We start from the raw sequence: 23338 nt of genomic DNA on the forward strand, positions 1-23338 counted from the left end.
CTTGCTTTCAAGAATAGAGAATGCAATTACATTAAGTATCATTTACTTATTGAATAAAAAAAGAGGCTACCGTATCCGATAGCCTCCCTACTTTAACTAAATATAGATTAGTTCATTCTCATGAATGACTTCCTCTTAACATCGATCTCAAAATCTTTAAACAGCTCTAATAAACCAATAGTTGATTTAATTAAATCATCTGTTTCAAATAATATTGAGAAATATAATTTACTATTCTTAGGACTCGTTTCCGTAGTTCTAATACGAATAATTTGTTTTTGAATCAATTTATCAACAGCAGATATTAACTCCTCTTTATCTTTCAAGATATCATCAATTTCACTAAACTTCTCTTCAGAGAATAAAACAACAATCTTGTCAAATAAATCTTGTAATTTTTTATCAATCAATTTTAAATCTCTAATTTGATTGAATTTTAATTTCTTGTGGTTATTATCAACGTGAGTAAAACTATGTTGCGCAATAAAGCTAATTGCTTTAATCATATCTTGAAGATACCCTAAGGTCAACACATAGAATTTACTTGCTCCAACGGATGTTTCATCTAAGTTCTTAATAAAGAAGTAAACATTACCTCTTAAATCATCTACTTCTTTTTCCAACTTCTTCAATTGCTTCTTGCTCTTCTTAAGTTGGTTAAGATCTTGAAGTGCTACACCATCAACTACAGTTGTATATAACTCATTCGCACGAGTCAATACATTAGCAATTTGTGAAGAACTCTCTGATGCTACTCCTTGAATAGTTACAATATCAACTTTATCAAGTTTTGCTTCTTTAGCTTCTTTTTCTTTTGTCTTCTTAATATGATTTTTATTACTTCTGTATAATAAAATACCTACTAAAATTAACATACCAACTACAGCATAAACCTCTCCAATTTTCAAAATATAAGCAGCGATAAAAGCAGCGATAAAAGCAACAATAGCAGTTACAAACCAACCACCAATTACATTAAACACACCTGCTACACGATATACTGCAGAATCTCTATCCCAAGCTCTATCTGCAAATGATGTACCCATTGCAACCATAAAAGTTACATAAGTAGTAGATAATGGCAACTTCATTGATGTACCAATTGAAATCAAAATACTTGCAACCATTAAGTTTACAGAAGCACGTACCATATCAAAAGCTGGCTCGTCTTTAGATGACGATTTCTTGTCTTTTTTAGGAAGCTCAAAACGACTATCCATTTTCAACTGAAGTGATTTAGGCAAGAAATAGTTAATTCCCATTCCGATTAGAACTGTAGTTCTAACAATGAATTTAGATAAACTATTTGGTGCAAACTTCTCTTCTGTTGATCCTGTATCTTGACGAGCTAAACTCATCTCTGTTTCAATTACATTCTTAGCTTTTTTAGAAGTCCACAAAGTATAAACCATGATTAATCCAGCTATTACTAAGAAGTAAAAAGGAGCAACTACATTTTCCTCTGCTAATTTACCCATCATATAAGTATCTGCTGACTGACCTGATAAGGCAAAGAATTGATAAGATTGGAAAGCTGCAATAGGCACCCCAATAAAGTTTACTAAGTCATTTCCTGCAAACGCTAATGCTAAAGCAAAAGTTCCAATTACAATAATAACTCGTAATATATTTACTTTTAAGAAACTCATTAATGCTTGTGAAAACAATGTCCAGAAAACAAAACTCACCAAAATAATTGTTAACTGATTGTTTGCAATCCACATATTAGTCTCTTTTGTCAAGAAACTTGCTCCTTTTAATCCTTTTATCAAAATGAAGAAAGTAATCGCTGTAATAGCAATCCCTCCAAATAAAGCACCAAAATATTTTAATTTCTTCTCTACTTGAAAAGTAAAAATCAAACGAGAGAAATACTGAACAATTGTACCAATTGAAAAAGATAATAATACCGATAATAAAATACCGACTACAATCTCTGTAGCTTTAGCAGTATTGATATACGCTGGTAATGTTGCCCAACTATCATCATTAGCTACAATTTTCATAATACTTAAACACACTGCAGCTCCTAATAATTCGAAAACAATAGAAACTGTTGTTGATGTTGGTAAACCTAATGAGTTAAAAACGTCTAATAATAAAACGTCAGTAATCATTACGGCGAGGAAGATAATCATCACATCGTTAAAGGTGAACATACTCGGCACAAAAATACCACTCCGAGCTATTTCCATCATTCCACTTGAAAATAACGCCCCGACTAAAATACCTAACGAGGCTACAATCATAATTGTACGGAAAGTAACAGCTTTTGAACCAATTGCAGAATTTAAAAAGTTTACTGCATCATTACTAACCCCAACAGTTAAATCTATAATTGCTAAAAGCCCTAAAGCAATAAGCATTACTATAAAAATCTGTTCCATCTAAAATCTATTTAATTAAAGTATGAAACAAATTTGACTATAATTATCCACTCCGATGTTAACTTAATGTTACCATTTCTCTTTTTTTTGTTACTAAATTTACATTCTCAAAAATCGTAACTTTCGATATTACTTATAAATAGAAAAAAAATGAACGAACTACATATTGAAAATAGTCCATACCTCTTACAGCACGCTAACAACCCTATTCATTGGAAAGCTTGGAATCAAAAGACATTAGAAACAGCTTTACAACAAGATAAACTGATTGTTGTTAGTATTGGTTACTCTACTTGTCACTGGTGCCACGTTATGGAACACGAAAGTTTTGAAAACACAGAAGTTGCCTCATTGATGAATGAGCATTATATCTCAATTAAAATAGACAGAGAAGAACATCCTGATATTGATAACTATTATATGAAAGCAGTTCAACTTATGACAAAACAAGGTGGCTGGCCTCTTAATGTTGTGTGCTTACCTGATGGTCGTCCTATTTGGGGCGGTACTTATTTTAAAAAAGATGCATGGACAGATTCTTTGGAGCAACTAAAAAATCTTTACCGCGATAGAAAAGATACTGTGATTGATTTTGCAGAAAAATTAAGTGAAGGTATTTCTATTTTAAGCTTAGCGCCACAATACAAAGAAGAAAGTAGATTTAATCTCGACATTGTACTTGACAAATGGAAAAAAAGCTTTGATCCTGAATATGGTGGATATAATAGAGCTCCTAAGTTTATGATGCCTACTAACTTGCTTTATCTTCAAAAATTAGGATTTTTAAAGAGTGATAATGATTTATTAGAACACATAGACCTAACGCTAACAAAGATGGCTTATGGAGGACTTTTTGATACGGTCGAAGGAGGGTTTTCAAGATATTCTGTTGATTTCAAATGGCACGTTCCTCATTTTGAAAAAATGCTATATGACAATGCACAATTATTAAGTGTTTATGCAGATGCTTACAAGCGAACTTCTAATCCACTATACACTGAAATAATTGATAAAACAATCAAGTTTATTTTTACAAATTGGGACAATAATCAAGGTGGTTTTTATTCTGCATTGGATGCCGATAGTTTAAATACAAATAGCAAACTTGTTGAAGGAGCATTTTACACTTGGACAAAAAAGGAATTACAAGAGCTTTTACAAGAAGACTTTGACCTATTTAGCATCGTATTTAATATCAACGAATTTGGTTATTGGGAAGAAGGACAATTTGTTTTAATACAAAACAAATCATTAGAAGAAATTGCACTCTCACAAAATATAGCGCTAACTGACTTGCACTCTAAAAAGTGTACGTGGGAAACGCTTCTTTTAGAAAAAAGAAATTTACGTGCAAAACCTCGATTAGATGATAAAACAATCACTTCTTGGAATGCTATGTTGATTACAGGATTACTTGATGCATATACTGCAACGCATAATCAAGAGTACCTAAATAGAGCAATCAAATTGGAAGATTTTATTCACACAAAATTATGGAGCGAAGACGGCGGTCTATTTAGAACTTTCAAAAATGACAAAGCTACAATTGAGGCATATTTAGATGATTACAGCTTCTATATTCAGGCACTAATCAATCTTTTTGAACACACAGCTGAGGAAAAATATATCAAACACGCTAAAAACGTAATAGACTTATCACTTGACAAGTTTTTAGACCACAAAAGCTCATTCTTTTTGTATAGTGCAAAATCAAATAAAAATATTACTCCTGCAGTAGAAATTGAAGACAATGTAATTCCTTCTTCAAATGCTATTATGGCAATGAATTTATTAAAGTTAGGCGTACTATTTGAAAACACTCATTATACTCAAATTGCAACAGATATGACTAAAGTAGTTTTGTCTCAGATTGACTATCCTTCTGCTTACTCGCATTGGCTGCTACTTGATCTATACTTCCAACACCCTATTGAATTATCATTTGTTGGAGAAAACGCACAAAAACAAGCTTTAAAAATAAGAGATAAAATGATTTCACGTGCTTTTATATTTTCTTCAACGACTGATTCTACTATTCCATACTTAGCAAAATACGGAAATAGCAATTCAACTTTACATTATATTTGTATGAATTCTTCTTGTTTAAAGCCAGAAGAAAACATTACAGCATTAGAAAAGTACACATTATAACCTATGAATAAATTAGATAATTTACTTACAAGATACATAGAGAACTTTATTGCTTTCATTCCAGAGGTAGTAACCTCTCTAATCATTTTAGGATTAGGAATGTGGGTAATCAAGTTTCTTCAAAAATTAGCACAAAAGATTTTTGTCAAAAATAAAATAGACCCGACTTTTTCGAGCTTTATTTTGGATGTATTGATTTGGGGATTGCGCATCTTACTTTTTGTAATTATTGCATCCAAACTTGGAATTCAAACAAGCTCTTTTGTTGCTATAATTGGTGCAATGAGTTTGGCTATTGGTCTTTCGTTACAAGGATCTCTTAGTAATTTTGCCGGAGGTGTTTTAATCATTTTATTTAAACCTTTTCGCATTGGAGATGTAATTGAAGCACAAGGAGAGACGGGTAAAGTTTTAGCTATTCATATTTTCTCAACACAAATTGTCAATTACCAAAATAATATTATTTATATCCCAAATGGTGTATTATCTAATGGAAAAATAAAAAATATAACTCAAAACAACTTAAGACGAGCAGAAATACTTGTACAAACAAATCTTATTAAGAGTACGAGTGATTTTATAGAACAACTAAAGGTTAAATTAGATAATCACGATATGATTATCTCTCAACCCAAACCACGTATTCTTATCAAAGAACTTTTAGATACTAAGATTACGTACAATGTGCAAGTCTGGGTAGAAAACGACAATTACAATACGGTGTGTTCTTTTGTTTTACTCAAAGCTAAAGAAATCACTGATTCCTTATAATACGTAAGAACTGCTGTCTTTGTTATGAAAGACAGCAGTTCTTATTTTACCTCACGTCTTACAAGAAAAAGTGATTAATTAGATTCTATTAATTACCCTAAAAACAGATTTATTTATAATAATCAACAAGGTTTTAAACATACATTAGTTGGAGATAACTCGTAGATAAGTCGTAGATACCTCGCATACAGGCCTTTTTTGCGAACAATCTACGATTTATCTGCAACTTATCTACGACTAACCACTGCACAAAGCCCTATAAACACAACGTTTCAAGAGTTTCAAAGTCGAAACAATTTATAAGATATTACACACGCCTTTTTAAAACAAACAAAAAAGACTCAAATATTTAAACTTGAGTCTTTCGTTATAGACCTATTAGGTTATGTTATTTCTTCTTTGTTATTAAAACAAAATCTTTCAAATAAAAAGGTTCAAAATAGGCTACATCTACAAAGTCTTTAGCTAAAAACTTACTATGAGCCATTGAACACATTTCTTTTGCGGAAGGGTAAATATTCTCAGGATAATAAATAAAGTTGCCTCCATTTAAAACCTCTTTACACTTCAATGCACCATCACCAATTAAGTGTAAAGTATTTGTTTGACTATAATCTGCAAACGAATTTTCATCAACAACAACTGCTTCAATCGGAGCAATTTTATTATATGTTGAATCAAATACAGCTGAGAAAACTTCCATTCTCCTTGCATCTAACATCGGAATAATTAATCCCTCTTCTACATTAATCTGACGCGCCAAAACTTCTAATGTGTCCAAAGCAATCATTGGGATTGACAAACCATAACAAAGTCCTTTTGCAGAAGATACACCAATACGTAATCCTGTATATGAACCTGGTCCTTGACTTATTGCAATAGCACTTAAATCTTTTAAACTTTTACCGTTATCTTTTAATACTTCTTCAACAAATACGTGTAGTTTTTCTGCGTGAGAAAAATTCTCTTCAGCTATTTCTCTACATTCAATCAATTGACCATCTACAGACAAAGAAACCGAGCAATTCTTAGTTGCTGTTTCAATACTTAAAATCGTTATCATTCTTTTTTACTTTCTACTTTAACTTTATCTCCATTTTGGAGCGTTCTACTAACAGTTGAATAAGGCCCTGTTATAATTTCATCATTCGCACTAACGCCATCTATAATTTGAATGTTAGCATCATCTTGAATACCTGTCTTTACAAACTTAAGTTTTGCTATGCCGTTGTCATTAACAAAAACTGCCTCTCGCATCAAGTCTTTAACTAACGCCTTTTTCCCTTCTTCTTTAGACAAAAGCGTATCTGTTGGACTACGCATTACTACTGCACTAATTGGCACAGCAAGAATATCTTTCTTCACATTTGTAATGATATCTACAGCAGCAGTCATTCCTGGTCTAAAAGGCGAATAGTTTTCAATACTATTATCTAACAAATCCTCATATGACTCTCTCAGTATTTTAATCTTTACCTTGAAAGTAGTTACTTGATCTGACGATAACGTTGCATTTGAAGCAGAATTTGAAATACTTGTTACTACTCCCCTAAACTCCTTTTTTAAATAAGCATCAACATTAATTCGTGTTTCATCTCCAAGCTTTACTTTTACAATATCATTTTCATTGATGTCAACTTCAACTTCCATACTATTCAAATTGGCAACACGCAATATTTCTGTCCCCGCCATTTGTTGTGTCCCTAAAACACGTTCTCCCAACTCTACATCGATTCGTGAAATTGTACCATAAGCAGGAGAATAAATTGTTGTTCTTAGCAAATTACTTTTAGATTCTGCTAAAGCTGCTTTAGCACTCTCTACATTGTAAAAAGCAGAGTTTTGTGTTGCTTTAGCCACTTCATAAGCACGAACTACCTTATCCCACTCTGAGCGAGAGATTACTCCTTTTTCAAATAATCGAGCGTTTCTATCATAATTTGACTTTGCTTCTTTCAGTTGGGCTACTGCCTGCTCTAATCCAGCTTTACTTGTAGCCAGCATAGCAACCATACGGTCTACTGCAGAAGTATATAAATCAGGATTAATCTCTACAAGTAAATCACCTCTTTTTACAACTTGACCTTCTTTCACTGGCAAATTTATGATTTCTCCAGATACTTCAGAAGAAATCTTTATCTCTATTTCAGGTTGAATCTTTCCTGTACCTGATACGGTTTCAACGATATTAGATTTTTCAAGCGTTACCACCTCTATCGTAGTTAATTCTTCTTTCTTTCCGAAAACAAAAACAGATAACAGAATAGCTATAATAACTAAAAGTATAAAAACAACAATGTATTTCTTTTTCATAATCTTAATTTTTAAATAATGGTATTCCAAAGTAATACTCTAATATCTTCGTCTTAAAAATATAATCATACTTGGATTTTAATAAATTCGATTGAGCTGTAACTAATAAGTTTTGATTTTGATTGAGTTCAAAAACATTGATTAACCCCACAGCATATCTCTCTTTTGCATACTCTAAAGATTGCGTTCTTGCTTTTAAACTTACAACACTTGCTTCATAGGTTTTCAATGCACTTTGAGTATCTGTATAAGCCTTAAATACCAATTGCTCTAAATTCAATATCACAACCTCTCTTTCATTCTCAATCTGTTTCAATCTCAACTTGCTCAACTTTACATTATTTCTAACTGAGAACCCCTGAAAAACAGGAACGGCAAGGCTTAGTCCAAAACTTGAGGTTTTATTTTTATCAAACTGACTAAAAAAGGAATTAGGTCCTCCAAACACCCCCATTGTGTTTTGTTGTAAAACACGTTGGTTTGTTCCTTCTACATATCCTATTGTACTACTTGTTCCAGTACTTTCTATACCTACTAATCTATCTTGATAATTAATATTTGTCCCTAAATTGTAAAAAGCACTTAATCGAGGTAAATAAGCTCCTCTGCTAATTTTTACATTTCGTTCAGCAATATCTACTTCAGCTTCTGCATTCTTTACAATTGTTAAAACCTCAAATGCTCTTGACTTTATTTCTTCAGGTGTATAAATCAATACAGCACTTTCTCCTACTTCATAATCTGAATCAATAACATCGAAAGCTTCGTAATCATTTATCTGTAATAACTGAGCTAAATTTAACCGAGCCATTACTAATTCATTCTGAGAAACAATTAACCTTTGTGTAGCCACAGCTACTGTTGCATTAGCCTCTAATAAATCACCTGCAGGAACGACACCTGCTTCTACAAGCTCTTCTGTTCTATTAGACTGACTTTCGTCATATTCAAGTTGTACTTTATTTGTACGTACTAACTCCTTATTAAAAATAATCTGCAAGTAAGAATTAATCACATTTAAAGCGATATCCTCCTTCATTTTTTGAAGCTTATATTGTGAGGCTAAATGTGCTAAACGCGATTTGACTAACAAATTTTGATTCTGAAGTCCATTGTATATATCCACATTTACACCAACACCAAAACTACTACTTTGTATTGTTTGACTTTCTACAACTTTTGTAACCTGATTAGGTTGATCTGCAATAGTCCACGAATGATTACCATTCATAGTAATTCCAGGCAAGAAATTACCAAAAGCGATAGCCTTATTAATTAGAGCACTTTCTTCATCAAGTTTTGACTGTTTAATCCGAATATTATTATCGATAGCATATTCAATACACTTTTCTAAGGACCAATAATTATCTTGTGCTAAAATATATTGAGGCAATAAATAAATAAAAAAACTAATTGCAATTACTCTATATTGGTTAATCATAAATCTAATTATTTTTCAGAATTGACAAAAAAACAAACATTATGTTACTGTTGTATAAAGTAATAAAAAAAACCGCTACTTATAGCGGTTTTATATTACTGTTTTATAACTTTTTTGCTTTTATAGACTTTATAACTGAAAAATAAAGCTAATCCTACCAAAAGATAAGGAAACAACATCAAGTAGACGATTCCATCATTTACTGCTTCAGCCTTTACTCCACCCTCTTCTGTTTCAAGAGATGCTCTACACATTGCACATTGTGCTTGCATATTTTGTATAGACAAAAAGCAAATAAAAAGAATCCAACCAATTTTTTTCATTGCTTATCGCTTTAGAAATTAATGTATATAGTATGGAGAAATCATTAAATAAACAATTACTCCTGTAACTGCAACGTATAACCACATAGGGTATGTAATACGTGCTAATTTTTTATGTCTTTGATATGAACCTGAAATACCTCTTACAAAAGTAAATAGTACAAAAGGAATGATAATGATAGACAGCATTATGTGCGTTATCAAAATAAAGAAATAAACATAACGAATTACTCCTTCTCCACCATAACTTGTTTCAATCGAAGTCATATGATAAGCTACATACATTGCTAAGAAAGCTAAAGAACATCCCATACAGATTTTAATCAATAGCTCGTGTAACTTCATATTACCTTTTTTAATAGCACGAACTGCTAACACAAGTAATACAGCTGTTATACCATTAATAGTTGCATAAATTGGAGGCAAAAAGGTTAATGGCTTAACATCGTACCCTAACTTCTGCAGATTTACACCAAATAATATTGCCACTACTACCGGTATTGCCACAGACAACACCCAAATCCATTTACTAAACTTTTGTTCTACGTTTGTATTATTTTCCATTTTATTCTTCTAACAATAATTTAATATCTTGTTTTAACCATTCTACCCCTTCATCAGTAGTTCCATCGTAATAAATGATTGGGTTACCGTGTTCATCAATTCTACAACGTATTTGCCCATTTTTATCTACAAGAGCAAACAAACCTGAATGTTCAAATCCACCTGGAGCATCTGGATTAACTCCTGTGTACAGATTAAACTTTTTAGCTAAATCATAAATATAAGTAGCATCTCCAGTCATCATATGCCAATAAGGATTTTTAACTCCTAATTCATCTGCGTGAACTTTCAAAGCTTCTACTGTATCACGAGTTGGGTCAATAGTGATTGATGCTATACCAAATTTCATATTCCCATAAAAAGTATCTTGAAGTTTTAGCATATTCATATTCATAATAGGACAGATAGTAGGACAATTAGCAAAGAAAAACTCAACTAAGTAAACTTTCCCTTCATAACTCACGTTATTAATTGTCTTATTATTTTGGTCTACTAATTCAAACTTAGGTGCTGTACCTACAACGTGTAAATCAGATTTTTCAAACTTTTTAATAATTTTAGGCACTGCCCATATACCAAATATTAATACAATAAATGATATCCAGATGTACGATTTATCTTTCATATTATTCACCTTTGTTTATGCGTTTATACTGTTTCAATGCTAATCTGTATTCTGCTAATACAACTTTCACATCATCCATCATATCATTATTTAACTCCGCAGCTGAAATAGTAGAATAACCTTCTTTATACTCGAAATCACCCATTTTATTAGGTCCCTTTCTACCTCTAAGATTTTTATCTTTATCTATGATATAAACATTCGAGCTTGCTAAGTCATCATCAAGTTTACCAACTAATCCAAGCGAATTATAAAACTCTTGGATTTCTTCTGGTTTTAAAAATAAGTAATTCCAATTTGACATATCTGAAATTGGGCTTAACTCATTAACTACTTTTTCCGCTTCAGCTTCACTTCCTAATGGCAATACCATTACTAATTGAAAGTCTTCAAAGTCTAAATATCTTTTATAAATTTTTTGATTAAGATTAAAAGCGTCTCCGCGATCTCTAAATAGATGTCCTCCTGGAAAACCAAGAACTGTTATCTTTCCTTCTAATTTTGGTTGTTTATTCAATGAGGTTTTTCCTATTGGTAACTCATTTACACCTTCAGTTATAACGGGAAGTCGTACAAACTGATTTACACCTGTTGCAAAAAATAAATAAGCGCAAATAGGCATAACAAATAACAGAACTAAGATAAGGTATTTTTTCATTTTAAAATGCTATTATGTAACTCACAAAAATAAAAAAAGGCGGTCAATAAACCGCCTTTTTCATATATAATATGATATTAAAATATCCACTTGTACTGTGAATTATGGAATACGTCAAAAATATAGTTTCCTTCTGTCAAAACTAAAGTAATTAAGTAAACACATAAGAAAGATAATATCCCCGCTACTGACCATCTAAAAGCTGCTTTTTCTTGCTCTAAGTGCATGAATGCCCACATAATGTAGTAAGCTTTAACAATAGTTAAAATAATGAAGATATAGTTTAATAAACTTAATCCAAAGATATGAACGTGGTGTAATGATTCAGGTTTAAAAATACCTAATACTACCTCAACTAAAGTAATCACAGACATAATTGCGAAAACTACCCAAATTCTCTTTGTATTTGAATGATGTGCTGCTTCTGCTGCCATTTTTTTCGAATTTTAAAGTTAAACCAAATAAAAGAATGTAAATACAAATACCCACACTAAGTCAACAAAGTGCCAGTATAATCCACCTTTCTCAACCATTTCATAGCTACCTCTCTTTTGGTAAGTACCCATTAAAACGTTGAAGAAAATAACCACATTAATTAAAATACCTGTGAATACGTGGAATCCGTGGAATCCTGTAATAAAGAAGAAGAAATCAGCAAATGTTTTGTGTCCGTACTCATTGCGAATTAAACTTGCTCCTTCAACCACTAAAACTGCATCATTCAAACGCTTAACAGACTCTTCTCTTGTAAGAATCTCTTTGTGTTTTTCATCTGTCGTTTTTTGTGTTCTAATTCTCACATTTGGATTTGCTTCAAATCCCGCTTTAACTTCTTCAATTGAATAAGTTGTTGCTTCAGGACCTTTCACGAACCATGTAGCGTCCGCTCTTGTCAATGTAGCTTCATTTCTGTTTGCATCTACTAATGCAAAGTCAGATAGAGCAATCTGTTTTCCGTCTTCTCCAACGAATTGTAAAATAGATCCTCCTCTTGTTTCAACAGCTCCATAAGAACCATTAATAAAATTTTTCCACTCCCAAGCTTGTGATCCTAAGAATACTAATCCTCCTACAATTGTCAAGAACATGTAAGTAGCCACTTTATTCTTTTTCATTTGATGTCCAGCATCTACGGCTAAAACCATAGTAACTGAAGAGAAAATCAAAATAAAAGTCATCAATGCCACATAATACATTGGTGCATCTACACCATGTAAAAATGGAAAGTGATTAAATACTTCGTCTGCAATAGGCCAAGTATCTTGAAATTTGTAACGAGTAAACCCGTATCCTACCAGGAATCCACAAAATGTTAATGAATCTGATAATATGAAATACCACATCATCATTTTACCATAGCTTACCTTTAGAGGCTCATTTCCTCCGCCCCATGTAGTTTCTTTAGTAGCTGCTGTAGTAACTGTCGCTCCCATAAAAAGTTGTTAGTTATAAAGTTCTCAAATTTAGTTATATTTTTCTATTTATAGAATGTAAAAAATAAAAACAAATAAATCCACAACAAATCCAAGAAATGCCAAAACCATGCACATAACTCAATTCCAATGTTTTGCTGAGAATTATACTTTTGTTTAAAATGATTATAAATTACATACAATAATGCTAATAGTCCTCCTGATAGATGGGCTATGTGTACAATTACAATTACGTATAAAAACGAAGTTGTAATTGTACTTTCACTTCCAGTAAAGAAATATCCTGCGGAAATAACTTCACCAAAACCTTTGAACTGCAAAAAAACGAATAACAATCCTAATATCAAAGTAGAAATTAGATAAGTAGTAGTTTTATTTCTATCGTCTCTCTTTATTGCCTTATATCCAAGGTGAAAAGTGATACTACTTAAGAAAATTGCTATTGTACTATATAAAAAGGCTGATGGCAACACAAAATCTGTTAACCAATCTGGACGAGACTTACTAACAACGTACGCACTTGTCAATCCTGCGAATACCATTGCTATACTTCCAATTCCAAAAAGCATCATTACTTTTAATGCTTTCCCCTTTTTTTCATACTGCTCTTGTGCTGTAATATCCATGTTTTTAATTATCTTAAAAATTTATCTAAAACATATATTATTTGAATCAACGAAATATATGTAACACTTACTAACATTAATGAACGTGCAGCTTTATCTGTACGCTTTTTGTACAATTTTACTCCTGCTGACAACATCCATAAACCTGCAATAAAAACTAATACTGCTGATACTGGAGTAAGATATAAACGTCCTGTCATTCCAAATGCTGGGAAAACTGAGGCAATCATTAGCCATATTGTGTACAAGATAATCTGTACAGATGTCTTTGTGTCTCTCTTTCCTGTTGGTAACATTGAAAAACCTCCTTTTTTATAATCGTCATATAAAAACCATCCGATTGCCCAAAAGTGAGGAAATTGCCAAAAGAACTGAATCATAAATAGTGTTCCTGCTTCTATTCCAAAGTTATCCGTCGCTGCAACCCAACCTAACATAAAAGGTATTGCACCAGGAAAAGCTCCAACAAACACAGAAAGTGGTGTTACAGTCTTTAATGGTGTATAAATACTTGTATATAAAAAGATTGAAATAGCCCCAAACATCGCTGTTTTAGGATTGATTGCATATAGAATACCAATTCCTAAAATAGTCAAAACTGTAGCTAACACAAATGCTGATGAAGGCTTTACACGTCCTGAAGCTATCGGACGATTCATTGTACGCTTCATTTTTGCATCAAGTTCCTTCTCAATTATTTGATTGTAAACATTGGAAGCACCAACCATACAATAACCACCTACCGCAAGTGCAATAAGGGTAATAAAATTAATGCTGCTTAAATCAGGAACTGCAATTAGATAACCCGCTATTGTAGAAAAGACAACACTAAAGGCTAACCCCATTTTTGTCATTTCTTTAAACTCCTTCAATAACGAATTAGAAATATTTTTTTCAGAAGATAAATTCAAAGCTGTTTTCATTTACTTTTAATGATTTGCAAATATAGTCCAATTTTTAAAACAAATCCTAAAAACAAAGAGAACAGCTTTGATTATAATATTTTTTTAAGGTTTTAGTAACTATCTACAGTTCCTGATCCCTCTACAATAGTTTTAGCCGATGATGTACCAAGTCTTTTAACACCTAATTTAATCATTTCTATTGCCGCTTCTCTATCGCGAATTCCTCCAGATGCTTTTACTGGTAGTGGTCCTGCGTTTTCAAGCATTAAAACTATCGCTGGAACAGTTGCTCCATTTGGTTTACCTCCCTCTGTTTTATAAAATCCTGTAGATGACTTTACGAATACTTTGTCATAGTCTTTCTCTGAAAATTTTGACATAACTACATTCTTGATTAATGCTGTTAACTGTACAATCTCTACATCTGTTAAAGCGGCTGTTTCAATAATCCATTTTACAAGTTTACCAGCGTTAAGTCCTAATGCAGTACATTCAGCTACTTCATTTTTAACTTTTTCTACTTCTCCTTTTTTGAAAGCTGTATAATCAACTACATAGTCTAATTCATCTACACCATCTTTCACTGCTTGATTTGCTTCAGCTAATTTAGCCTCAAGTCCACGATTACCTTCTGGAAAATCGATTACAGTACCTATTGCTACTTTTGAATTAGCTTCATCAACCATTTTACGACCTAACTTAACGTGGTCTGGTCTAATCATCGCTAATTTAAATTTCTCATCAATAGCTTCTTGAATCAATTCAGCCACTACTTTACTATTTTCTACTTCACTTAAACCAGCTTGTGTCGCAGTTTTTAAATAAGTAGAATCCATAAACTCTCTTAAATCTTGCATAATCTATTTATATTTAAAAAAAATGGCCCCTAATTGGGGCCATTTTGAAATTCTATTTCTTCTTAGTGATAAGAGTTAAACAAAGTAACAACCCAAATAAACTTCCTAAACAATTTGCAAATACATCTCCCCATTCAGCACTTCTTGTTGGAGAAAAGAAATACTGTAATATTTCTACAACTCCTCCTGTTGTACTTGCTATAGTAAAGATATAAATTGTCAACTTAATTTTCGAGTAATTTGGCTTACTTTTCACAATATAATTAAACCATACTATGGAAAATACAAAGTAAAAGGTAAAATGTGCTATTTTATCCTTATTAGGTATTTCCATACTTGGCACTTTGGATACGGTATTACCGTCTAATAAACAGCCCATAAATATTAAAACTGTCCAGATAATTCCTATCCAAAAAAATATCTTACGCTCCAATCAATTCTTTATATTGTGCATCAGATAATAATGAATCAACTTCACTCATATCTGAAATTTTTACCTTAATCATCCATCCTGCTCCGTATGCGTCAGTATTTACTAACTCTGGCTCAGTTTCTAATTCTTCATTGAACTCGATAATCTCTCCTGTCAATGGTAAAAACAAGTCTGAAACTGTTTTTACTGCTTCTACAGTTCCGAATACTTCATCTCTGTCTAAAGTTTGATCTAATGTCTCAACTTCAACATAAACGATGTCTCCTAACTCTTTTTGAGCGAAATCAGTAATTCCGATTGTAGCTACATCTCCTTCGATTGCTACCCACTCGTGATCTTTTGTGTACTTTAAATTAGCTGGTAAATTCATTTTATTTAGTTTTTAGCAAATGTATAATATTATTACATAATTAGGAACCAATCCTCATTAATTTCCGAAATTATATCTCATTGTAAATCCTGCCCTGATATTTGTTATAGGATACATAGTTGAGATTACTGCTTTTGAGAATGAGTGATCGTAGAAAAAGATTGCTGTTAAGTTTTTACTCAACATATAATCTGCCGCTACTCTTAATGACCACATATTTTGTCCTCCTCCCATTTGACTATTATTATAGTCTAAATAGCGAACAATTGTTTCTCGCTTAGTCAATGTTAAGTCTGCCTTGATATTAATATCACTTGATATTCTTCCTCCAGCGCCATTGTTTGCATACATAGAATTAAACCCTACATCTTTTACGCGATAACCTAACCCAAGTACAAAATCGTTACCTCTTGTTTCTGTCAGTAAATTGTTGTCAAAACTTAAAGACAACATACGATCTTTTCTCATTTCTAACAAAACTTTTACGGCTGATTTTGTTTCTAAATCAAAACGAACAAGTGGATTAAACTGTTCATATAACGTTGCACTATTTACTACATTTTTAGTTGGATAGTTACCATACTGATTTAAGGCATTGGAATCTTTGTAATACTCGTGATTGAAGCTATATGAGCCTAAAGTATAAGAAGCGCGATAACCGTGGTGAACAGAAAAACGTCTAAAATTATCTTTAAACCATTTCATCTTCATAAAACCAGTATACTTAATATTCCAGTTTGGCAAAGGCATATCTCTAAACAAACTTGTTGATACCTTCTCTGCATTCCCTCCTGTATAAGCTGCTAAAAACGCAGGTAAAAGAACGGCTTGACTTCCTTTTCCATATCCTATAGGAAAACCATCTTGATCTACTGCTGTTGCATTTGGATCTCTTTCTGCTGCTAAACGATTTGCAACTATCAATCTATTCTCTAACATACGATCAAATGTTGGTGACTGCATTAAATCACTTTTAGAGAATGAAGTTCCAATCATAATTGTTGAAATACTGAAATTCCCATAACTATAAGGAGCTTGTCCGTGATAAATTCCATCTTCTACTACAAACTGTTCAGAGTAATTGTCAGACTTCATACGCTCTGCAAATAAATCAATTGTTAAATCAGGCAACAAGCTTACTGATGCAGTAAGGTTTAATGATTTATTACTAATTGTTGTGTAAGGCTGATTCATCTCAGGGAATTCAGTCAAATATCCATTCTTTGCAGCCTCATATCTAATATCAGCCTGACTACCAAAAACATACCCTAAGCTTGGTTTTGATGTTCCAAAAAATCCAACGCTTGGCATAAAACCAGGCAACATAGTTCCACTATTTTCAGAGTAATTTATCTGAATATTTTTTATAGAAGTAACCACACCAATTAACGCATCAGTTATTGCCGTACCTACTCCTGGCTCATCATTGATATTCTTTTTTGCATTTTCCTTTGTTTGCACCACTTTTTGACCTGGAACAATCGCTACTTTTTTAGCTTTTGAAGGAGTAGCTTTTTTACGTTGACCGCTCTTTACCAAACCTAAATAACGATATAATGTTTCCATTCCTAAAGTTGTATTTAGTCTTTGTGTTCTTGAGTTTTGAATTGTATTCCCTATACTGTAAAACACATCGCTGTCATCGAGTTGAATATTGGAGTAAGCATCTGATGCACGTTGCCAATTAAAATTTCCTGTATAAGCATAGTTTGACCTAATAAAAGATAGCAATGGAATCTTATTTAACGGTATTTCATAGTTTAATGTAAACTGCTGAGAAAACTGATTAGGCTCTCCAATATTAAAATAATCATCCCAAATCCCATTATCGTTGTCTATTTGACCAGTCGTTACATCATAGTAATTTCTTACAATATTATTACTCCCTCCTATATAAGTTAAACGTAAAGATTTTGTCAAATCAAAATTGAAACCAAAATTATAGTTAAAGAAATAATTACGTCTGTACAATGGATCTAAACCTATTCCTTCTACATCAAGCAATCTAAATTCTTGTCTATTATACTGACGCATTACATTACTCGTAAATGAAATATTACTTGGCATATAATTGAAATTAAAATCTCTAATTAATTGCCAATAATTACCGCTTAAAAAACTTACCTTTTTAAACGGTTCTACACTTTTTGTTTCAAATGAATAAGTATAATCTAATGATGTACGTGCTTGTTGTTCTAACATTGACTCTATCTCAAAATCGTGATGTTTCACCTCATTGTATGAATGAGATAATGTTAGGTTTTCAACATCGTAAATATGTCTCTTTTTCTCTGGATTTTTTTCCTTGCTTATACCTATAAAGTTAATACTTTTTCTCTTCGTATAATCAATTGCTCTTTTCTCTGCTTCTTCTGCTTCTGCCGATGATTTAGCTCCTGATTTAATATAGCTCAATTTCAAATCTGGATTATTAGGGTCATATTCAGGAGTAATAAACTCTTCACTGATAGCGTAGTTAAATGGCAAGTTTACTCCCCAAGTTTTAGGTAGTAATTGTCCTAAATTAACATTCGTTACAACGCTATATGACTTTCTATCTTCTCTACTTCTTTGTTGTGGTCCTTGTTCTAATCCTCCAAAACCAATTGTAGATTTCATACCTGTCATTGACACAGTTGCAAAGTCAGCTAAATTAGCATCAAGAGTTGCTGTTGCTGCCCATCCTCCTTTGTTATCCATATCAGACATACGCAACTCGTCAAACCAAAACTCTCCTGAAAACTCTTTACCTGTTACAACACCTACTGCGCCATTCATCACATTTCTAACACCAAGCATCATCACCCTAACTTTTCCAAAGTTTGGATTACCTTTAATTCCTAACTTAAGCTTATTAGGTTTATCTACGACTAATCCGTGTAATTCAGACTCATCTACATAAAAAATCTTTGATGCATCATAACCAGGCTTCCCTGATTCTGCCATTTTCAGCAACTTTAATTTTGCTAATAAATCGATTTCAACTTCTAACTCATTCTCTTTTGGCCAAATCGCCTCAGGATCTGTTTCTCCTCCATTAGTAACTTTTAACGGTATTTCTATTTCATAGAAATTCTCCATCAAATCAGTACCAATACGGATAAAAGCAGCCATATCATAGTCGCCAAGTTTAGCTGATTCTTTTAAAGACTCAGCGTGTATAAACATACGCAGTTTTTTATATTGACGCATATCAACATTAAAGTTTTTATACACCCCTCTTGCGTCTCTATGTGTTAAGTTTTCAACTTTTAAAAGTAACGATTGTTCATTCTGATTTATTAATGTATTATTCATATACACCTGTTCTCTGCGCACACCAGGAGGGGACACATAAGGAATAGGCTTTTTATCGTAGTTATCTGTCAAGTTAACTGATGCAACATCAATTTTTGTGTTTTTACCCCCGCTTACATTAGTTTCTTCAATTAAACTTCTATCAAATTTTTTCCAATCTGAACGCACCAAATTTAATGTTCCAAAACGCAAGGTTACATCTTTCTCAAAATCGGTTAAGTACATACGCATAAAACGTATTGAACGCATATCGCTTATTGCTCCTATTTCTTTTTTCTTATCAGAATCTATAGGTATCTTAAATTGTAACCATCTTACTTCTGTTTCTTGTCCATCAGGCAAAGGAACAATCGTAGTCCTAACATCTGTAACATAACCTTCTCCTGGCTGTAAGTTTGGTTTTACATTAACAGTATATTCGTAATACGCATCTATTGTATTCATCGTATTATCTCCGTCAACATCTTCTGCATCTGGTTGATTATTCCCTCCTCTTCCTCCTGAAGACGGACTATTTCCTTCTAAACCATTATAATCTCTATAACGTTGTAAAATGCCTCCTGAAGCGTCTAAATAGTGTACAAAATTATCTGCAGCTGGGTCTGCAAAACTTGCAAACTCAGCAAACTTTATTCTCTCTTCTTCATCACTTAGTCCATCTAAACCTACATCTTGAAGTTTTCTATTTTCTGCGCTCGTATCAAAAGCATAAATTAATGAAGGTGCAGCTGGAACTTTCCCCCAAATAGTTTCTATGGTATGCACTAAATTTACTCCCGTGTCAGGAAGCCCATTTTCATACTGTTTGTAACCATCTCTTAAAATATCTTCAGAGATAAACCCTAAGTTCAATCGCAATTGTCCTGTATTTGTAGCTGCTACTGCTCCAGATCTACCAACATAAGGATCCATTACCCAAAATTCAACAAATTCAATATTCGCTTGTTCAAAGTTTGTAGTACTTAAGCCACGCATAATCCCTCCCCAGTTGTTTTTAGGAGTTGGAGATTTTGCATTTTTAGTATATCCGTTATAAAAGTTATATGGCCCTCTTTCTTCTGGATAATACGTTAAATCTAACGTGTTAATAACTCTACTTTCTCCGTAGGCAATATCTTTATTTGGAAATAACTCTTCACTATAAATTCTTCTTGTACGAATTGAAGACAAATCATACTCAGTTACGCCATCTGGTTTTGAACCCACGAAAAACACAGGGTCAATCATATACCAAGACAGCTTTGATCGTCTGTAACCATCTTCTAAGGAATATGCTGTAGGTGCAAACTTATCTGCATTGGTGAAATCAGTAAATCTATGAAAACCTATAGGAGTACTTGATAGCTTCCAAGCACTTGGAGCTTTTATATCAATTGTTGATTGCGTAGCTTCGAAATCATCTATATAAGATGTCGCTTCTCCATTCATTTGGTCAAGCTTTGAATTCCCAGGTTGTAAATAAGCAAACTCTCCTCTGAAAGATACACGAGATTCTACATCCGTATCAATATTAGGCAACTTGTTTACTAACCTTGTTAAAAAGGGAACTTCTGTCGAATATTGCGCATTAAAACCCCAAATAGTATTGTTTACTGCTTCTTCACCATAATTTGACTTATGTGTAAAAGGCCTTTCTGATAAACGTAAAAACGTACCTCCTACAATAAAGTCTTTATTAAATTTATGCTCAACATTTAATCCAAAGAAACGTTTGGTTTGCTGTCCAAACATTGTATTGTTTTCAACAGAAACATCAATAGGTGTATTTGACGCTAATAACCCTTGATCTAAAATCATTACGCGTCCTCTGCTGTAATCAACTGTATAATCAACCCCTTCAACAAGTACACGCCCTGCTGCTTGCACAACTACAGATCCTGGTGCAACATTCATCGCTCCAATTGGGATTCCTTCTCCCATTTGACTTGAGTACTTTCCTTTTAGTTGGAATTTATTTTTCTCACTTTGACGTCTTTCTGCATCTATTTTACTTGTGCGGTACATTTCTCTAAAAACATACTTTTTCTGGTTTTTATTGTAAGAATCAGAATTATCATAATCCGCATTGGCAACATTATCTTCAAGCTGCTTAAATAAGTGCTCTCCAAATGGCTCTACTGTTGTAAATATCAATCGCCCATTAGTAGGGTCAATGGTTATCCCCTCAAAGACATTACCACTGTACTGGTTGTTATTATTCCCATACCCATTATTGCCGTAATTATTATTATTTCCGTAGTTATTGTTATTTCCATAACCTCCACTTCCATAATTACTATTATTGGTATTACCTCCTGGATTATTTGGATCAAAAACTTCTTGCATTCCTTTATTGGGTACAAAGTCAAAGAAACCATCTCCTCCTGCTTGAGGGTCATTGGTGCTATTCAATCTATCTAAGTGAAAGACTTTCAAAAGTGGTGTACGCTCAACTCCTTCTGGTAACGGTTGATCTGTTACTGAACTAATGTAGTTTAATGGACTTGGGTCTGTATATAAAATATTGAAGCGGAACTTATCTTGAGACAAATACATCGCATTTGGAATCTGATAAATATTTTTCATCATCAACTTCCACACTGGCTGTCCTACTAACGTCAAATTACTTTTAAGCATTTTTAGAATTAATGCTTGTGATCTTGGAACATCTTCATTTCCTGGAAAATAATTAGGGTCCCCTGGTTTTAAATTACCTTCCGTTGCTGTAGTCATTCCTGAGTCTGTACCAAATTCCCCTACTTGATATACTTGATCTCCAATAGAATATTGGTAAGCAACGGCTAATACTTCATCATTTGACAAACGTTGTTGCAAAGAAATATATCCCAATTGAGGGTGAAAAGTAAACTCACTTGGATTTAATTTTCTTGCACTCTCTAAACGTACAAAGTCTTTTCCTTCTTGAACTGGAATAGTAAATGCTGAACTTCCTGAAGTATTTGTACGAATTGCAGGTGTTAAATAGTTACTTCCTATTTTACCTGGATCAAACTGGTTATTTGCGTTATTCGGAAAAGCGTTATTTTGTAAATTAACAAAGAACCCATTTTCAGGATTAGCTATACCAATTACATCCTTATCATCTTTGCCTATTTTATTACGTCCTTCCCCTAAATCTTGTAAGGCTACAATATTTCGAGAATTATTATTATTTTGATTTACACTATTATAGCGATTTGTAATCCAAACTTCTACACGTGTAATTCTTACCCTACTTCTAACGTAAGGATAATTTTGTAATGCTTCATCGTAATTATTTCGGAAGTATTGTGATAGGAAAAAGTGTTTGTCCTCATCATAATCTAATGCGTATAGTTCGAAATCTTCCAGTGTTCCACCTCCTTCTGCACGCATAGAGGTTGTCTCTGATTTTTGTTCTGAGAATACCCCAGTAATTGTTGTTCTTCCAAATTGAAGTTGTGTTTTAACTCCAAATAAACTTTGCGCACCACGTATTAATGATCCGCTAATTGGCATACTAACATTTCCAACTTCTACTGACCTAACAATATCATCTTCATCTGGCTCAAATGCCAGTTTCATCATATTTTGAAAGTCAAATGTAGCTTGTGTATCGTAATTTATATTAACTGCTAAACGAGTACCTACCATTCCTTGTAACCCCATACTTATCCTTTGATCAAAGTCAAAAGTCATATTCTTACGGTTACGTGGTGACAATATTGGATTGTCTTGTTTACTAAAACGAACTCCCATATCAAATTCTACCGAACCAGAAGGTTTAACATCAATAGTATTTGATCCAAAAATTCCTGCAAACAACTTAGAGTTCACATAATAACGTGGCAACATATCGCGTAAGGCAGGATCATCATCATCTAAACGACCGTGCATCGCATTAAAGCGTTGCTGAAAATACTTACGCATTTCAGCTCGCATAATCATCTCTTCAAATTCTTTACGCGTTAATATCAACGGATAATTCACATTAAACCCATCAAATGTTTTCGTAAAATAATACATATCTGTATAAGGATCATAGGTATATCCTTCCTTGATCATCTGAGGATCAGGAATTACTATTTTACCAACATCGTATTTTGTTTGTAGTGAATCTACAACCTGTTCAGGTAATTCTTGTCCATAGCTACTCTGCAAACCACAAAGTAGTAAGAATACCCAAAATAGGTATAGTTTAATATTAGGAATTATCCCCTTCAAGA

Annotated in this window: 18 protein-coding genes; 2 read left to right on the plus strand and 16 right to left on the minus strand. The window is 32.8% G+C overall.

Annotated elements, in window-relative coordinates; genetic code table 11:
- Positions 1–107: 107 nt before the first annotated feature.
- Entirely contained in the window at positions 108–2387 is a 2280-nt protein-coding gene (locus BLT46_RS02100; protein ID WP_090405466.1) for an inorganic phosphate transporter, read from the minus strand.
- A gap of 150 nt (positions 2388–2537) precedes the next feature.
- On the opposite strand from BLT46_RS02100, the gene BLT46_RS02105 reads away from it, so the two are divergent.
- Both BLT46_RS02105 and BLT46_RS02110 read left to right on the plus strand, forming a co-directional pair.
- Positions 2538–4538, plus strand: coding sequence for a thioredoxin domain-containing protein (locus BLT46_RS02105; RefSeq protein ID WP_090405469.1), 2001 nt, complete (start codon positions 2538–2540; stop codon positions 4536–4538).
- Positions 4539–4541: 3 nt separating this feature from the next.
- Positions 4542–5309, plus strand: a complete 768-nt coding sequence (locus tag BLT46_RS02110) for a mechanosensitive ion channel family protein (RefSeq protein WP_090405471.1) — start codon at positions 4542–4544, stop codon at positions 5307–5309.
- A gap of 388 nt (positions 5310–5697) precedes the next feature.
- Here BLT46_RS02110 and tsaB read toward each other — a convergent pair whose 3' ends face one another.
- The 15 genes from tsaB to sov all read right to left on the minus strand — a co-directional run bounded on the left by tsaB (position 5698) and on the right by sov (position 23336).
- Entirely contained in the window at positions 5698–6372 is a 675-nt protein-coding gene (gene tsaB / locus BLT46_RS02115; protein ID WP_090405474.1) for a tRNA (adenosine(37)-N6)-threonylcarbamoyltransferase complex dimerization subunit type 1 TsaB, read from the minus strand.
- Positions 6369–7622, minus strand: a complete 1254-nt coding sequence (locus tag BLT46_RS02120; RefSeq protein WP_090405904.1) for an efflux RND transporter periplasmic adaptor subunit — start codon at positions 7620–7622, stop codon at positions 6369–6371. The genes tsaB and BLT46_RS02120 overlap by 4 nt, the downstream gene beginning before the upstream one ends.
- Positions 7623–7626: 4 nt before the next feature.
- Entirely contained in the window at positions 7627–9063 is a 1437-nt protein-coding gene (locus BLT46_RS02125; protein WP_090405478.1) for a TolC family protein, read from the minus strand.
- A gap of 95 nt (positions 9064–9158) precedes the next feature.
- Positions 9159–9386, minus strand: a complete 228-nt coding sequence (locus BLT46_RS02130; protein ID WP_090405481.1) for a hypothetical protein — start codon at positions 9384–9386, stop codon at positions 9159–9161.
- Between the two features lie 18 nt (positions 9387–9404).
- Positions 9405–9950, minus strand: coding sequence for a DUF420 domain-containing protein (locus BLT46_RS02135; protein WP_090405484.1), 546 nt, complete (start codon positions 9948–9950; stop codon positions 9405–9407).
- 1 nt (position 9951) lies between these two features.
- Positions 9952–10575, minus strand: coding sequence for an SCO family protein (locus BLT46_RS02140; RefSeq protein WP_090405487.1), 624 nt, complete (start codon positions 10573–10575; stop codon positions 9952–9954).
- Position 10576: 1 nt separating this feature from the next.
- Positions 10577–11233: a hypothetical protein gene (locus BLT46_RS02145; protein WP_245722922.1), complete on the minus strand. Its 657-nt coding sequence runs from the start codon at positions 11231–11233 to the stop codon at positions 10577–10579.
- Positions 11234–11310: 77 nt separating this feature from the next.
- Positions 11311–11667 carry a cytochrome C oxidase subunit IV family protein gene (locus tag BLT46_RS02150; protein WP_090405490.1) on the minus strand — a complete coding sequence of 119 codons (357 nt, stop codon included), beginning with the start codon at positions 11665–11667 and terminating at the stop codon, positions 11311–11313.
- 18 nt (positions 11668–11685) lie between these two features.
- A complete protein-coding gene (locus BLT46_RS02155) occupies positions 11686–12666 on the minus strand; it encodes a cytochrome c oxidase subunit 3 (RefSeq protein WP_090405493.1) in 981 nt (326 codons plus the stop codon).
- Positions 12667–12710: 44 nt separating this feature from the next.
- Positions 12711–13292, minus strand: a complete 582-nt coding sequence (locus BLT46_RS02160; RefSeq protein WP_090405496.1) for a cytochrome c oxidase subunit 3 — start codon at positions 13290–13292, stop codon at positions 12711–12713.
- An 8-nt stretch (positions 13293–13300) separates the two neighbouring features.
- A complete protein-coding gene (cyoE, locus tag BLT46_RS02165) occupies positions 13301–14215 on the minus strand; it encodes a heme o synthase (protein WP_090405499.1) in 915 nt (304 codons plus the stop codon).
- A gap of 92 nt (positions 14216–14307) precedes the next feature.
- Positions 14308–15054, minus strand: coding sequence for a deoxyribose-phosphate aldolase (gene deoC / locus BLT46_RS02170; RefSeq protein ID WP_090405500.1), 747 nt, complete (start codon positions 15052–15054; stop codon positions 14308–14310).
- Positions 15055–15106: 52 nt separating this feature from the next.
- Complete coding sequence (locus BLT46_RS02175; protein ID WP_245722923.1) at positions 15107–15388, minus strand: VanZ family protein; 282 nt, start codon at positions 15386–15388, stop codon at positions 15107–15109.
- A gap of 88 nt (positions 15389–15476) precedes the next feature.
- On the minus strand, positions 15477–15857 hold the full coding sequence (gcvH, locus tag BLT46_RS02180; RefSeq protein WP_090405506.1) for a glycine cleavage system protein GcvH: 381 nt from the start codon (positions 15855–15857) through the stop codon (positions 15477–15479).
- A gap of 57 nt (positions 15858–15914) precedes the next feature.
- Positions 15915–23336, minus strand: a complete 7422-nt coding sequence (gene sov, locus BLT46_RS02185) for a T9SS outer membrane translocon Sov/SprA (RefSeq protein ID WP_090405509.1) — start codon at positions 23334–23336, stop codon at positions 15915–15917.
- Between the last annotated feature and the right edge of the window lie 2 nt (positions 23337–23338).

Origin of the sequence: Myroides phaeus, from assembly GCF_900099675.1 — a bacterium.
GTDB lineage: Bacteria > Bacteroidota > Bacteroidia > Flavobacteriales > Flavobacteriaceae > Flavobacterium > Flavobacterium phaeum.